We start from the raw sequence: 14,994 nt of genomic DNA, 5'->3' as shown, positions 1-14,994 counted from the left end.
AGCCGCTCACGCGTCGGCGACTGGGTGGTCGAGCGGGTGGACGAACGGGGCGAGCTCGACCCCCGCGCTGGCCAGCGCCGCCCGCACTGCGGTCGCCATCGCCACGGCACCGGGACTGTCGCCGTGCACGCAGATCGAGTCGGCCCGTACGGCCACCGTCGATCCGTCGACGGCCGTCAGCTCACCCTCGGTGGTCAGCCGCACCATGCGGGCGGCCACCTCGTCCGGGTCATGCAGCAGCGCCCCGGGTTCGCGGCGGGGCACCAAGGTGCCCTCGGACCGATAGCCACGATCGGCGAATGCCTCGACCGCGGTGGTCAGCCCGGCGCGCTCGGCCAGCTCGAGGGCCACCCCGGGCAGCCCCAGCAGGGTCAGTGATCGGTCGAAGTCGGCGATCGCCCCGACCACCGCCTCGGCCTGACCGCGATGGGTGACGATCGCGTTGTAGAGCGCCCCGTGCGGTTTCACGTAGGCCAGCCTCGCGCCAGCCACCCGCGCCATCCCGGCCAGCGCCGACAGTTGGTAGAGCACGTCGGCCCGCAGGTCGTCCGGGGCCACATCGATGAACCGGCGGCCGAACCCGGCGAGGTCGCGATAGGCGACGTGGGCCCCCACGACCACCCCTCGCTCGGCCGCGGCTCGCAGGGTCGCCAGCGCCACGCTGGGGTCGCCGGCGTGGAACCCGCAGGCGACATTCGCCGAGGTGACCACGTCGAGCAGGGCCTGGTCATCGCCCATCGTCCACGAGCCGAAGGACTCCCCGAGGTCGGCGTTCAGGTCGATGCGCATGCCTCATTCTCGCAAGCTCCGGCCCCCGATGCTCCCTCAGTGGGCGCCCTCGCCGTGGGACGCGGCCGGACAGGCAGTTCCGGGACGCCATTTCGGAGCGGTGTTCCCCAGAGACCCGCCTCGCCGACCCTCACCCCGCGCACCCCCGCGCACCCACCCGCGCCCCGCCAACTACGCTCGACCTCATGTCGCTTGCCACTCTGCTCACCCCGCACGCCGACGCCTGGGCCGACACCATCGTCGACGTGCTCCGCACCCCGTGGCCCTACGCCGCCGCCCACGCCAGCCGCTCCGCCGACGACTGCGACGTCACCCCCACCCGCCTGCACCCGATGTTCCACGCCAGCCTCGACTGGCACTCCTCGGCGCACATGCAGTGGTCGGCCATCACCCTGCTTCACCACGCCTCCTCCTCGATCGCGGACGACACGCGAGCCGCCCTCGTGGCCGAACTCGACCAGCGCCTCACCGAGGCCAACGGACGCGTCGAGACGGACTACCTGGCCGCCAACCCGGGCTACGAACGTCCCTACGGATGGGGCTGGGTCGCGGCCCTCACCGCCGCCGCCACGGCGCTGGCCGCCGACACCACCCACCCCCTCCGCACGAACGCCCGCGGATGGGCCACCTCCCTGCAGCCGGTCGCCGACCAGGTGGCCGACCACCTGATCGCGTGGCTCCCCAAGCTGGCCCACCCGATCCGCCACGGGGTGCACTCCAACACCGCCTTCGGGCTCACCCTGGCCCGCGACGCCTACGAGGCCCTCGGGGTCGACGACGCCGTGCGGGCCATCGACGAGGCCGCGCACCGCTTCTTCCTCAACGACCTCGACTACCCCAGCCAGTGGGAACCCAGCGGCGCCGACTTCCTGTCTCCCGCCCTCTGCGAGGCCGACCTGATGCGCCGCGTGCTGCCGTCGGGCGAGTTCGGCGGCTGGCTGAACACCTTCCTCCCCGTGCTCGCGGAACCTGGCGACCGGCTGCTCGAGACCCCCGTGGTGTTGGACGAGACCGACGGTCAGGCCGTGCACCTGCACGGGTTGGCCCTCAGCCGGGCCGCCCAACTGCGCGCCCTCGCTCCCCACCTCGAGGGGCCGCGGCGGGAGGCGGCGTTGGCCTCGTCCGACACCCAGGTGGCCTCGGCGACGCAGGCCATCACCCACGGGCATTTCATGAGCACCCACTGGCTGGTCAGCTTCGCCCTGCTCGCCACCCTGATGGAGCCCAATCCCGGGTGAGCGGTGACCGCGGCCCTACTGTGAGCCCATGGAACTGCTCCCGATGACCTTTGCCTCGGGCTGGGCGAGCGGCATCAACGCCTATGCCACGGTGCTGGTGCTGGGCCTGATGGGCCGCTTCGCCCACGAGCCGAGCGTGCCCGCCGGGTTCCAACGCACCGACGTGCTGATCGTGATGGCGGTGCTCGCCGTGCTCGAGCTCGTGGCCGACAAGATTCCCTACCTCGACTCGGCGTGGGACACCATCTCGACGTTCATTCGTCCCATCGCCGGCGCGGTGATCGGTGCCCTGATCGCCGGACAGTCGGGCAGCCTGCTCACCATCGCCCTGGCCGCCGTCGGCGGGGTGTCGGCGCTGCTCAGCCACGTCACCAAGTCGGGACTGAGACTGGCGATCAACACCTCGCCCGAGCCGGTCACCAATGTGGCCGCGTCCACCGCGGGCGACGTCAGTGTGGTGGGGGTGGCCGCGCTGGCCGCCAGCTTCCCGCTGGTCGCCGCCGGCATCGCGGGGGTGCTGCTGCTGGCGACGGCGATCATCGTGTGGTTCGCGTTCTCGCGGGTGAAGAAGGGCTACCGGGCGATCCGACGCTGGCTCGGGCGCGAGCCTCGCACCACATGAGCAGCATCACCACCAGGAGCCCCGCCCAGCCCGACGTCAGGGTGCACGGGACGAGCCTGGTCGGGCTCTCGGTCGCCGCCCGGCTGGCCCGCTGGGGGCATGTCGTCGAACTCGTCGACACCCCCGGGCAACCCGCTCCCGGCGCCGAACCACCGATCACCACCCTCCCCGCCGCCTGGCGCGACCTGTTCACCAAGACCGGCCAACCCATGGCTGGCGTGCTCAACGCCGCGCACCTCGAACTGGTCGAGGCCCCGCCACCGACGCATCGCTTCTTCGATGGCACTGAGGTGGTCCTGCCCACCGACCGGGGCGCGCAGATTCGCGCGCTCGAACCGTTGGTCGGTCGTTCCCAGGCCCAGTCGTGGGCGCGACTGCTGGATCGCGCCGACACCCTGTGGCAAGGGCTGAGACGCCACGGAACAGAGCGACCGTTCGACCCGAATGCCGACCTTCGCGATCTCCTTCCGCGCACGACCATGGGCGAGTTGGCGACCGAGCTGAGGGATCCCAGGCTGGTGATGCTCTGGAACAGCATGGCCATACGCGCGGGTGCCGAGCACTCTGAAGTCACCGGCGACAGCCGTGCCCCGGCGTTGCTCTCCTCCCGCTGGTCCGTCGAACGCATCTTCGGGCGGTGGCATCTGATCGACACCGACACCCGCCACGTGCAACCCTTGAGTCGCCTCGTCGACCTTCTGGTCGCTCGGGCCGGGACCCTCGGCGTCCACAACCGTGGCCTTCCGGCCCGCGCAGCGATGGCACGGGCCGAGGTCGATGCGACGCTTCCTGTCCCGCCACGTCCCCGGTGGCCGTGGGGCCCCGCACCACGGGTGTGGGCCCCTGTCTTCGAGTCACGAGACGACGACAATGACCTTCCGATGGGAGTGGTGTCGGAGTGTGTCGATCACATGGATGAGTCCGGGCCGGTGGTCACGTGGCGCTGGCAAGGACGTGCGGTCACGTCCACCTGGGACTCCCCCATGAATCCGCCCGCCCCCACCGGCGGCTGGACCATCGACACCTTCCGGCACTGGCGCGACCGCCCACCCCTGCGCGTCGACGAGAACCACTGGAGGGGCAGCGCCGCCAGCCACGCCGGAAATGAGTCGTGGGCCCAGCTGCTGACCGGAGCGCTGATCGCCTACGAGGTGCACGAGCACCTGACCGGCGAGGACATTCGTCCGACGAACCGCAACGCCCCCACCCCACCGCGGCTGCGCCCCGTTCCGCGATCGGCTGACGGCCCCAATACCGACGTGAGCCACCCACGCGAGTAGGCTGGAGCGTCAGTCTCACCGTGTGAGGGAAGTTCGTGAACTCATCACCCGCAAGTCAGGACCGGCCCCGCCAGTCCGCGACCACCCCCGATCCCGACGTCGTTCGCCGCGAGATCGCCGCCGAACAGGAACACGTCGACCGGGTCTACCGGGCCCTTGACCTGGCCACCGCCTCGGCCAAGCAGGTCGCCCGCGCCGGGAGCGAGACCTTCAAGAGTGACCGCGGTGACTACATGCGCGAGGAGTACGGCACCGCCATGTTCGAGCGCGATGCCTTCGCCTACCAGTCCGCCCGCCGGTTGGCCACGCTCGACGCCGAACACGAGGGGCTGGTCTTCGGGCGACTCGACCTCACCGACGGCGAGGTGCGGCACGTCGGTCGCATCGGCGTCCGTGACGAGGAGTACGAGCCGCTGGTGATGGACTGGCGCGCTCCGGCCGCCGAGCCGTTCTACCGGGCCACCCCCAACGACCCGCTGGGCGTCGTCCGCCGTCGCGTGCTGCGCAGCCAGGGCGCCACCGTCACCGGCGTCGAGGACGACCTGCTCGACTCGTCCGCCGACTCCGACCTGGTGGTGGTCGGCGAGGGCGCCCTGATGGCGGCGCTCAAGCGGGCCCGCGGCGACGCCATGCGCGACATCGTCGCCACCATCCAGGCCGAGCAGGACGAGGCCATCCGCGCCCCCTACCAGGGGTTCACCGTCATCTCGGGAGGCCCCGGAACCGGCAAGACCGTGGTGGCCCTGCACCGCGCCGCCTACCTGCTCTACACCCACCGCAAGCGCCTCGAGAAGGGCGGCGTGCTGGTGGTCGGCCCCAGTGGGGTCTTCATGAACTACATCGAGCGCGTGCTCCCGTCGCTGGGTGAGGATGCCGTCACCCTGCGTGCCGTCGGGGCCCTCGCCACCGACGTGCTCGGCCTCACCTCCGACGTGAACGACGACGCCGAGACCGCCACGTTGAAGGGGTCGATCCGCATGCTCCCGGTGCTGCAGGCGCTGGCGCAGCTGCCTCCGGGTGAGACCGAGCCGACGCTGCGTGTGAGCGTGAAGGGTGAGGTGCTGACCCTTCGTCCGGAGCGGGTCGCGGGGCTGCGCAAGCAGGTGCTCGCCGGCCACCGCCTCAACCAGGGTCGCGACAATGCCGAGAAGGTGGCGCTGGGCACCCTGTGGGGCATGTTCACCAACGACGACGAGCTGACCCGCGACGAGTTCGACGACGCGGTCACCTCCCAGGCCGCCTGGACCATGTTCATGTACGCCTGGTGGCCGGCCGTCGACCCCAGCGACCTGCTCGCCCGTCTGGGTGACGAGTCCACGCTCGACCGGGTCGCGACCACCCTCACCGCGGACGAGCGCCGGCTGCTGCTGGCCTCGTTCGCGCCGCACCTGGCCGCGGACTCCGAGAGCCGACGCGCCTGGACGATCGCCGACATCGCCCTGCTCGACGAACTCGTCGCCATCGTGGGCCTGCCGCCGATCGAGGTCGAGGACGACCGCTCCGTCGTCTTCGAGGGCGGCGCCGACGTCGAGGAACTCGTCACCACCATGGAACGGATGGCCGAGCAGCGTGGCCACGCCGACGACGACGAGGACCCCCAGGAGACGTTCGCCCACGTGCTCGTCGACGAGGCGCAGGACATCACCCCGATGCAGTGGCGCATGCTGCGCCGCCGCGGCCCGCAGGCCAGTTGGACGATCGTGGGCGACCCCGCCCAGAGCTCGTTCCCGCGGCCCGAGGAGAGCGCCCGGGCGATGACCGACCTCGTCGGCCGCGCGCCGCACCGCCAGTTCCGGCTGTCGACCAACTACCGCTCACCCGCCGAGGTCTTCGACCTCGCCGCCCGCGTGATCACGGCCGTGCAGCCCGACGCCGACCTGCCCGACGCCGTGCGGCGCACCGGGTTCGCTCCCGACCTGCAGACCACCAGCCCGGACGAGGTGGACGACGCCCTGCGCCGGCTGGTCGACCAGCAGGCGGGACTGGTGACCGGGACGATCGGCGTGATCGCCCCGCCGTCGCTGCTGGAACGGGTGCGGGCCGCGCTGGCCGACACCCACCCCGATCGGGTGCGGGTGATCACGCCCCTGCAGGCCAAGGGTTTGGAGTACGACGCCGTGGTGGTGGTCTCGCCCGACGACATCGTCGCCGAGATGCCCGGCGGGGTGCGGGTGCTCTACGTGGCCCTGACCCGCCCGACCCAGCGGCTGGTCACGCTCGACCTGAGCGCCGACGCCGCCTGGCGGAGGTCGCTGGCCTGAGCAGGGCCGCAGCCTGCTCAGCTGGTTCAAGAGGGTTCAGCTGGGAAGGCTGGGGAGGCTGCGTTCGATCCGTTCGACGGCCCGGTAGGCCTGCTTCAGCCGGACGCCGGTCACCTCCCGGTACCGCTTGACGGCCACGCCCTTTCGTCCCGCGGCCAGCAGGCCCGCACCTCGCTGTCGAGGTCGCCCTTGCGGTAGGTGATGGACCGCCCCTGGTCACGGCGGCTGCGGGCCCGCCCGGCCAGGGTGATGACGGCCACCAGCACGGCCACGGCGATAGCCGGCCACAGGTCGATGCCGGTGACCCAACAGGCGGCGACCGCGGCGGGCACCAACCAGAGCGCCCACGTCACCGGGTTTCCGGGCGGACCCACCCGCACGGTGACGAGCTCCCCGTTTGCCGCCTCGTCAGCGGGTCGGCCAGCAGGGGGGCGGTCGGCCGTGGGGCCGTCGACTGCCAGCGCGCGCGACGGCTCATCCGAGGAGATCATCCAGTCCTCGTCGGGCAGGTCGTCGAAGATGTCGATCAGCTCGCCGATCGTGCGGGCCGTCAGAGCACGCCCCATGCGCTCCTCGAACTCGGCCATCTCCAGGCGTCCCTCGGCCAGATGGTCCTGCAGTCGACGCACGGCCTCGTCACGCTGGTCGTGGCCGATGCGGGTGTTCAGATCCATCCGACAAGGCTAGACCCGGCCAGTTCCATCACCAGTGGCGCTGCTGCAGCCGCTGGAAGATCTCCATGGTCGCCCGGGAGCGGTTCTGGGTGAAGAACTGCAGCCCCGGTGCTCCCCCACGCAGCAGCGTGACCGCCAACTCCGAGGCGATCCTGGCCCCGACGACCCGCACCTGCTCGGGGTCGTGGGCGACGGCCTCGAGCCGGTCGATCATCAGCTGGGGCAGCGGGGCGCCCGACAACTCGGCGAAGATGGTCACCTGCTTCACCGTGGCGACCGGCATGATGCCGGGGATGATCGGGATCGGGCAGCCCAACGCGCGCACCCGGTCGACCAGGTCGAAGTACTGGTCGGGTTCGAAGAACAACTGGGTGATGGCGAACTCCGCGCCCGCCTGCCACTTGTCGACCAGCAGCCGGGCGTCGAGATCGGGGTCCCGCTTGTCGGCGTGCGGGGTGGGGAAGGCCGCCACCCCCACGCAGAAATCACCCTCCGACTTGATCAGCCGGACGAGCTCGGTGGCGTTGTCCAACCCCTCGGGGTGGCGCTGCCACGGCACGGTCGGCCCACCGGGCATGTCGCCCCGGATCGCCAGGATGTGCGTCACCCCCACCTCGGCGTAGGCCCGGATTGTCCGGCGCAGCTCGTCGACCGACTGGTCGGCACAGGTCAGGTGGCCGATGGTCTCGAGCTGGGTGCGCTGCATGATCTGCTCGCTGGCGCGTAGCGTGCGCTCCCGCTGCGACCCGTTGGCGCCGTAGGTGACCGAGACGAAGTCGGGATCCATCGGCTCCAGACGCTCGATCGCGGTCCAGAGGGTCTCGAACTCCTCCTCCGACCGCGGCGGGCGGAACTCGAACGAGAACAGGGGGCGCTCGGCGGAGGCCAGGCGCTCGGCAATTGTCGGTCGGGAATCCTGCGTGGGCACGCCTTCCAGCCTAGAGCGACGGCCGCGACGCCACCGGTTAGGCTCAGTGGGTGGCATCCTTCGACCCCAGCACCCCGCTCAGCGACGACTTCCGCGAGGCGATCCACCAATCCCTCGCCACGTTCATCGAGCGCCGCTCGGCCGACTTGGTGCAGATCGCCGCACCGCTGTCGCGGCTGGGCGAGCTGGCCACCACCTTCACCTCCGGTGGCAAGCGGATGCGCCCCGCCTTCGTCTACTGGAGCCACGTCGCCGCCGGTGGGCAACCGGACGACCCCGAGCCCCTGCTGCGGGCCAGCGCCTCGGTCGACCTGTTGCACGTGTCGGCGCTGATGCATGACGACGTGATGGACGGCTCCGACACCCGCCGGGGCGTGCCCTCGGCGCACCGCCAACTGGAGGCCGAACACCAGGCCGCCACGGGTCGCGGCAGCGCCGAGGCCTTCGGACGAGCCGGGGCGATCCTGCTGGGCGACCTGCTGCTGGTGTGGTCGGCGGAACTCTTCTCCTCCTCCGGCATGCCCCACGATGCCCTCACCCGGTCCCAGCCGCTGCTCGACGCCGTGCGCCACGAGGTGACCGCCGGCCAATACCTCGACGTGCTGGCCCAGGCGAGGCTGGGAGTAGAGCCCGGCAACTCGTCCGATCTCGCCCAGGAGGTCGCCCTCGCCGAGCGGGTGGTGGAGTTCAAGACGTCGCGCTACACGGTGGTGCGTCCGTGCCAGATCGGTGCCGCACTCGGCGGCGGCAGCCAGGAGCTGGTGCAGGGACTGGGCCAGTTCGGCTCACCGCTGGGTCACGCCTTCCAGTACCGCGATGACGTGCTGGGCGTCTTCGGCGACGAGGAGGTCACTGGCAAGCCGGCCGGCGATGACCTGCGGGAGGGCAAGCGGACGGTGCTGGTCGCGCACGCGCTGGCGCTGGCCTCGCCCACCGACGGTGCCGAACTCGACGCCATGCTCGGCGATGCCAGCCTGACCGCGAACGACATCGACCGCGCCCGCGCGATCATCGAGGGCAGTGGGGCGCTGGCCGCCACCGAGCGCGCGATCGCGGGCGCCTACGAGAAGGCGATGGCCGCGCTGTCGTCCACCCCGATGACCGACGAGGGACGACAGGCCCTGACCGCGCTCGCCGAGGCGAGTGTGCGGCGTCAGTCCTGAGGCTCGTCCGCGGCGTCGGTGGCCTCGTCGGCCGGGGACGCGTCCGCCGGGTTCTGGTCCGACGACTTCTGGGGTGATGCGTCCACCTCGTCCGTGGCCTTCTTCGCCGGCAACACGATGGTGCCCTTGTCGAGGTCGATCCGCATGGGCCCCTGGGCGCCGTTGCGGCTCGGCACCACCGCCACCTTGTCGAGGTCGCGCTGACGCCGCCAGTGCGCGGCGTTGGGATTGAAGATCTCGAAGAGATTGGTCACGGGTACCTGTCACGGGGTTGCGGGGATCACTCCACTGTACCCGTCGAGCCCTCCACCCGCGTCTCTCCCACCCGCCCGGGCCCGGGGCGTCCAGGGCGAGGGCGCCAGCGCGAGAGTGTCAGCCTTGGGGCAGGTCCGCGCCCAACCCGACGCGCTCCCGTATGGCATCGGCGAGGGCACCCGCCGCGGCCACCGGGTCCTGCGCAGTGAGAACGGCCGCCGACACGGCCACCCGGCGAGCACCCGCGTCGAGCACCTGCTCGAGGTTGGCCGGGGTGATACCCCCCACGGCCGCCCACACGGGCTCGTCGCCGCGGGCAGCGGCAGCCCGCACCAGCTCGAGCCCCGGAACCGGACCGTCCTCGGCGAACACCGGGCCGACGTAGGCGTAGTCGGCCTCCCGGGCGGCATGCTCCAACTGGGCAACCGTGTGCACCGAGCGCCCCACCAGGGCGAACTCGTGGAGTCGACGGCGGGCCTGCCCCAGATCGCCGTCGCTGGCGCCCAGATGCAGCAGATCTGCCTGCTGGGCGGCGGCGGCCGCGGCGTCTCGTCCGACGACCACCAACTTGCGACGCTCGAAGGCGACCTCGTGCACCTTCTCGACCAGCGCCCGGTTGGCGCCCAGGGCGGGGTCGCGCAGCTGCACGAGGTCGACGCCAGCATCGAACAGATCGCCGAGGAACCGGGGCAGGTCGTCGCCGCTCACACCGCGGCCGGCGCCCAGGTCGGTGATCAGGTGCAGCTTCGACCAACGGAGGTTGTCACGCATGGAGATCAGGGCAGTCACCCGCTCAGACTAACCAGCGACCGCGACGCGCGGGCGCCTTCGTGCTTCACCGGCGGCCGCCCCGACACGCGCGCGTGTGCGCACCGACGAATCACACGGGTGTCGTCTACGATGGGCCGCAGGCTTGCACGGCCTCCCTTCCCCGACCGTGTTTGGAGCTATTGGTGACCATGACCAGCGTGAGCGACCCCTTGGTCGGGCAGGTGCTCGACGGGCGCTACGAGATCCTCGCGCGCCTCGCGCGGGGTGGCATGGCCACGGTCTACCGGGGGCAGGACCGCCGACTCACCCGCACGGTCGCCATCAAGGTGATGCACGAGGGTCTGGGTGGCGACACCGATTTCGCCAAGAAGTTCGACCGCGAGGCACGCGCCGCCGCCACCCTCACCAACCCCCACGTGGTCAGCGTCTTCGACCAGGGCCAGGACAACGGTCGTCCCTACATCGTGATGGAGTACGTCGACGGCTCGACGCTGCGGCACCTGCTCAATCGCGAGGGGCCGATGGAGCCGCTGCGCGCCCTCGACCTGATCGAGTCGGTGGTGCACGCCCTGGCCAGCGCTCACGACGCCCGCATGGTGCACCGCGACGTCAAGCCCGAGAACGTGCTGATCTCGAGCCGTGGTCAGGTGAAGGTCGCCGACTTCGGTCTCGCCCGCGCCGTCACGGCCCAGACCGCGACCGCCACCCAGGGACTGCTGATGGGCACGGTCAGCTACATGCCCCCCGAGTTGGTGACCCGGGCGCGCGCCGACGCCTCCGGCGACGTCTACTCCACCGGCATCGTGCTGTTCGAGATGCTCACGGGGCAGAAGCCGCACGTCGCCGAGACCCCGATCGCGGTCGCATGGAGCCACGTGCACAACGACATCCCCGCCCCCAGCACCCTGCTGGGCAAGGCCACGGAGTCCACCCGGATCATCCCGCCCTACCTCGATGCGCTGGTGGTCGCCTGCACCCGTCGACAGAGCGCCGATCGTCCGCGCGACGCCCGGGAGTTGCTGGCGCTCGTCCGCACCGCCCGTCGCGCGCTGCGCAAGGGAGTGATGGACGACCCCGCGCTCACCGAGCGGATGCTCGCCTCGACCCGGCCCGACCCCACCCGGGACGAGCGCACCGTCCCCGATCCCGACGGACGAACCGCGCCGCCGCGCCCAGTGAGCCACCGGCCCACCTCCCCACACTCGGAGCCGTTGCCGGCACTGGCAACGTCGGCCCACCGCCTGCCCGCCCCCACGCCGCAGAGCCCGGTCGACCACAGTGCGCCCGGCCACGGCTCCGACTATCGCCTCGACCTCACCGGGCGCGACCTCACCTCGCCCAACCATCTGGACGAGGACGACCAGGACTCCGACTCCTTCTCGGTGCCGCGCCCGGCCCGGACCTCGGCTCGTCCGCGCACCCACCTGACGCCCAGCCGCAGCCCGCGCAGTCCCCGCACGCCCGTGTTCGCGCACATCTCCCAGGAGCCGGTGCACCGCCGCCGGCGTGGACTGGTGGCCGCCGTGCTCGTGCTGGTGCTGGTGGCGTCGCTGGTGCTGACGAGCTATCTCTACGTGACCCGCTGGTCGTACACCACCGCCCCCGCGCTGGTCAGCCTCTCCGAGGGGCAGGCCACCGCCGAGGCCCACTCGGCCGGTTTCTCACTGGTCACCGACACCGTGTTCTCCGAAAGCGTGCCCAAGGGTGACGTCATCTCGAGCGAGCCCGTGGCCGGGGAGCGCGTGAAGAAGGGCACCCAACTGCACCTGTTCGTCTCGGCCGGGCCGGAACGTTACCCCGCCCCCAAGCTCGTCGGCCTGACCCTCGACGAGGCCAAGCAAGCCCTGACGCAGGGCCGCCTCACGCTCGGCACCGTGACCCAGACCTGGCACGAGACGGTGCCCGCGGGGCAGGTGCTCAAGGCCTCGCAGTCCGAGGGTGCACCGCTGAAGAAGAACACGCCGATCGACCTGACCGTCTCGAAGGGGCCGCAGCCGATCACCATCCCGAGTCTCGTCGGCAAGCCGGCCGTCGAGGCCAAGGACTCGCTCACCAAGCTCGGGTTCGAGGTCACCAGCACCGAGAAGAACTCCGACACGGTCGCCAAGGGTGCGGTCATCTCCCAGACGCCCGCGCGGGGCACGGGCAAGAAGGGTGACAAGATCGCCCTGGTGGTCTCGAAGGGGCCGGTGCTCGTCAGCGTCCCCCGGGTCACCGGCAAGGACGAGGCCGCCGCCCGTGCGCTGCTGACGCAAGCCGGGTTCAAGGTCTCGGTGGTCTACAACACTCCGGACTGGCTAAGACTGAATGTGGTCGCGGGTCAGGATCCCGGCAGCGGCAAGCTGATTCCCAAGGGGTCGACGGTCACCGTCTACATCAGCTGACCCGCGGCACCGGCTGCTCCCTCGCCCACCAGCCCCAGCATGATCAACCCCCGGCATGATCAACCTCCAGCGTGATGAACCTCGCGCGTGGCCGCGAGTGTGACCAACACAACATTATGGCGTCGCGTCCCGATTTGGGAACAAATTTCACTCCCTGTACGCTGAGGCCACGTGAAGAACTTGCATGTGAACCGCCTTGCCCCCGCATCTCTTGTCGCGATGGCGGTTCTGTGGGGTTCCACCCTGGTGGTGATGAAGGACCTGCTGGCCGTCATGGGCGCCACCGATCTGGTCTTCGTCCGTTTCGCCATCGCCGCCCTCGCCCTGCTGCTGATCGTTCCGCGCGCCCTGCGGATGTCGCGGCGCACCCTGCTGCAGGGGATCGGCCTGGGGCTGTTGTTCGTCAGCGGACAACTCGCCAGCACCTGGGGGCTGCTCGACATCGACGCCTCCGTCTCGGGCTTCCTCACCGGCCTCTACATCGTCGCCACTCCCCTGCTCGGCTGGGCGATGTTCCGCGCGCGCCCCGCCAGCAACGTCTGGGCGGCGGTCGCGATGTCGACCCTGGGCCTGGCCGCCCTCTCGCTGGGTTCGGCGGGGAGCGGCATCGGACAAGGTGAGCTGCTCACCCTGATGGGCGCCGTCCTGTACGCCGTGCACATCCTGGCCATCGGCCGCGTGGTCACCCCGCGCACGGCCATGAGCCTCACGCTGGTGCAGACGATCACCATCGCGGTCGCCACCGCGTTCGTCGCCGTGCCCGATGGCGTCAGCCTGCCCTCAACCGCCGCCCTGTGGTGGAAGCTCGCCTACCTGGCCGTCATCTGTGGCGCCCTGCCGCTGGCCCTGCAGGTCTGGGCCCAGGCCCACGTCGAGGCCACCAAGGCCGCCGTCGTGATGGGCACCGAGCCGCTGTGGGGCGCCCTGTTCGCCGTCGGGCTGGGAGGCGAGTCGGTCACCCTGCGCCTGCTGCTGGGTGGCACGGCGATCATGGTGGCAATCGCTCTGGTGATCGCCCCCGTCGGCCGTTGGCGCGGACGAGCGACTCGCTCCCGTGGTCGGGTCACCGCCGCCCGCACGGAGGTCGGAACAATCGCGTGACGCAGTGGCCGTTGTGGGCCCTCCAACGCCATCCAGCGGTGACTGCGTCACGCGATTGTCGTGGCCGGTTGGTCGGAGCCCAGCGGGGCTGAGGTTCGTCCGATGGTCGCCCGCTGCCTCGACACCGGTCGTGACAAGCTTGGGGCTGACGAGAGGAGACCGACATGGACGGAGCGGGAGGCTTCATCATCCTGCTGCTGGTGATCGTGGGCATCGTGGCTGCCTGCCTGATCGCCTGGGGTGTGGTGCGGGCGCGGTACGTGAAGTCGCTGCGCGACAAGGGCTGGCAGTTCATCACCTCGCCCACCGTGTCGATCGTGCACGGGCTGAACGTGCCGCCCTTCGGCATCGGTTTCGACCGCAAGGTTGACGACCAGATCGTCGGGAGGTCGTCCTCGGGAGTGCCCTTCCAGGCGTTCAAGTACTCCTCGAGCGCGAGTTCGTCTGGCGAGGGCTACATCGTGGTGATGCCGCTGCCGCATGCCATGCCCGAGTTCCACACCTTCCCGGTCGGGACGGCCAGGCCCGGCATCAACGCCGTTGAGTTCAGCCAGGTCGGGGGGCTGCGCCAGATCGGGCAGGATGCCTCGTTCGTGCAGGCCGCCGCCCAGGCGCTGGACCCCAGCCTGCGAGCCCTCTCCCAGGTCGTGCCCCCGCAGGTGACCATCGACCACGCCTCGTTGGTCGGCCTCGGCGCCCCCAAGGACGCCGACGCCCTGCAGGGGTTCATCGAGGCCCTCGCCATCGGGGCGCAGGCCCTGGCCGGGCCGTCGTTCCAGCAGTTCCAGGGGGAACCCGCCCCGGCCGAGCTGAGCTTCTACCAGCGCACCGACTGGACCTACCGCCCCCGGGACGACGGCATCCTCGCCCAGGTCGAGCACACCACGGCCGGCTCCAACCACCAGGCCAAGAACGTCATGTTCACCTCCGAGGGGCCGATCACCATCGTGGCGCTCACCCATCACTGGACGACCACCCGCACCGTCACCGAGTCCGACGGCAACGGCGGTACCCGCACCAGGACGGTGACGGACCACCACTCGGAGGATCTGCGGGAGTTCCACCCGGGATTCCCCTTCGGGGAGTTCAAGGTGAACTCGGGCTGGTTCGGCAACAAGCGACAGTTCGAGTCCATCGACTTCAACGAGCGGTTCACGGTGCGCGCCCCCGACGCCCGTTTCGCCCACGACATCTTCCATCCGCGCATGATGCAGTGGCTGATGGAGGTCAATCCGCCGCCCTTCGAGTTCGACAACGGTCGGCTGCACGTCAACTGCGAGCACACCCTCGACTCGATGGAGGGCGGGCGGGCCTTCTTCCTCGACTTCTTCAGTCGGGTGCCGAACTACGTCTGGGAGAACCTCGGGCTGGCCGTGCCGCCGGTGCCGCTCCATGGCGCCATCGAAGCCGACCTCGATGGGGGCCAGAGCCGGTCCGCGGTCGAGGCCCCGGAGCCGCGTCAGCCGATCCCCGGGGCTCGTCCGTACTGACGGGTGACGCAGATGTGACTGCTCGACACCGACCAGGC

At 70.8% G+C, this 14,994-nt stretch carries 13 protein-coding genes and 1 pseudogene; 9 read left to right on the top strand and 5 right to left on the bottom strand.

The features are described from left to right. Positions 1 to 6 precede the first annotated feature (6 nt). On the bottom strand, positions 7 to 789 hold the full coding sequence (locus ACSDQ9_RS11000) for a LamB/YcsF family protein (protein WP_435146948.1): 783 nt from the start codon (positions 787 to 789) through the stop codon (positions 7 to 9). 185 nt (positions 790 to 974) lie between these two features. Between ACSDQ9_RS11000 and ACSDQ9_RS10995 the strand changes: the two genes are divergently transcribed. From ACSDQ9_RS10995 to ACSDQ9_RS10980, 4 genes are read left to right on the top strand one after another with little or no spacing between them, the layout of a single operon-like run. Further along, complete coding sequence (locus ACSDQ9_RS10995) at positions 975 to 2,027, top strand: DUF2891 family protein (protein ID WP_435146946.1); 1,053 nt, start codon at positions 975 to 977, stop codon at positions 2,025 to 2,027. 28 nt (positions 2,028 to 2,055) lie between these two features. After that, positions 2,056 to 2,649, top strand: a complete 594-nt coding sequence (locus tag ACSDQ9_RS10990) for a DUF4126 domain-containing protein (RefSeq protein WP_435146944.1) — start codon at positions 2,056 to 2,058, stop codon at positions 2,647 to 2,649. After that, complete coding sequence (locus ACSDQ9_RS10985; RefSeq protein ID WP_435146942.1) at positions 2,646 to 3,929, top strand: hypothetical protein; 1,284 nt, start codon at positions 2,646 to 2,648, stop codon at positions 3,927 to 3,929. Before ACSDQ9_RS10990 ends, ACSDQ9_RS10985 begins: the two co-directional genes overlap by 4 nt. Positions 3,930 to 3,964: 35 nt before the next feature. Next, positions 3,965 to 6,190: a HelD family protein gene (locus ACSDQ9_RS10980; protein ID WP_435146940.1), complete on the top strand. Its 2,226-nt coding sequence runs from the start codon at positions 3,965 to 3,967 to the stop codon at positions 6,188 to 6,190. 110 nt (positions 6,191 to 6,300) lie between these two features. Here ACSDQ9_RS10980 and ACSDQ9_RS10975 read toward each other — a convergent pair whose 3' ends face one another. Continuing rightward, complete coding sequence (locus ACSDQ9_RS10975) at positions 6,301 to 6,864, bottom strand: DUF1707 SHOCT-like domain-containing protein (RefSeq protein WP_435146939.1); 564 nt, start codon at positions 6,862 to 6,864, stop codon at positions 6,301 to 6,303. Between the two features lie 28 nt (positions 6,865 to 6,892). Continuing rightward, positions 6,893 to 7,792: a methylenetetrahydrofolate reductase gene (locus tag ACSDQ9_RS10970; protein WP_435146937.1), complete on the bottom strand. Its 900-nt coding sequence runs from the start codon at positions 7,790 to 7,792 to the stop codon at positions 6,893 to 6,895. 50 nt (positions 7,793 to 7,842) lie between these two features. Here ACSDQ9_RS10970 and ACSDQ9_RS10965 point away from each other — a divergent pair, with 50 nt between their 5' ends. Then, positions 7,843 to 8,955, top strand: coding sequence for a polyprenyl synthetase family protein (locus tag ACSDQ9_RS10965; RefSeq protein WP_435146935.1), 1,113 nt, complete (start codon positions 7,843 to 7,845; stop codon positions 8,953 to 8,955). On the opposite strand, the gene ACSDQ9_RS10960 is transcribed toward ACSDQ9_RS10965, so the two are convergent. Together ACSDQ9_RS10960 and ACSDQ9_RS10955 are read right to left on the bottom strand one after the other, a co-directional pair. Continuing rightward, a complete protein-coding gene (locus tag ACSDQ9_RS10960) occupies positions 8,946 to 9,209 on the bottom strand; it encodes a hypothetical protein (RefSeq protein WP_435146933.1) in 264 nt (87 codons plus the stop codon). The genes ACSDQ9_RS10965 and ACSDQ9_RS10960 overlap by 10 nt on opposite strands. Positions 9,210 to 9,327: 118 nt before the next feature. Then, positions 9,328 to 9,999: a thiamine phosphate synthase gene (locus ACSDQ9_RS10955; protein WP_435146931.1), complete on the bottom strand. Its 672-nt coding sequence runs from the start codon at positions 9,997 to 9,999 to the stop codon at positions 9,328 to 9,330. Positions 10,000 to 10,169: 170 nt separating this feature from the next. Here ACSDQ9_RS10955 and ACSDQ9_RS10950 point away from each other — a divergent pair. The 4 genes and pseudogenes from ACSDQ9_RS10950 to ACSDQ9_RS10935 all read left to right on the top strand — a co-directional run. After that, positions 10,170 to 11,099: pseudogene (locus ACSDQ9_RS10950) on the top strand (protein kinase domain-containing protein); the annotation flags it as partial. Then, positions 11,073 to 12,365 (top strand): PASTA domain-containing protein, encoded by a 1,293-nt coding sequence (locus ACSDQ9_RS10945; RefSeq protein ID WP_435147196.1) that lies wholly within the window; start codon positions 11,073 to 11,075, stop codon positions 12,363 to 12,365. The pseudogene ACSDQ9_RS10950 and the gene ACSDQ9_RS10945, both read left to right, overlap by 27 nt. 219 nt (positions 12,366 to 12,584) lie before the next feature. Then, complete coding sequence (locus ACSDQ9_RS10940; RefSeq protein ID WP_435146929.1) at positions 12,585 to 13,466, top strand: DMT family transporter; 882 nt, start codon at positions 12,585 to 12,587, stop codon at positions 13,464 to 13,466. Positions 13,467 to 13,630: 164 nt separating this feature from the next. Continuing rightward, positions 13,631 to 14,956 (top strand): hypothetical protein, encoded by a 1,326-nt coding sequence (locus tag ACSDQ9_RS10935; RefSeq protein WP_435146927.1) that lies wholly within the window; start codon positions 13,631 to 13,633, stop codon positions 14,954 to 14,956. Positions 14,957 to 14,994: the final 38 nt, after the last annotated feature.

This window comes from Aestuariimicrobium soli, assembly GCF_051192575.1.
GTDB classification, from domain to species: Bacteria; Actinomycetota; Actinomycetes; order Propionibacteriales; family Propionibacteriaceae; genus Aestuariimicrobium; species Aestuariimicrobium soli.
Note: the sequence above shows the minus strand (reverse complement) of the source record. Positions and strands in the feature narration are given on the sequence as shown.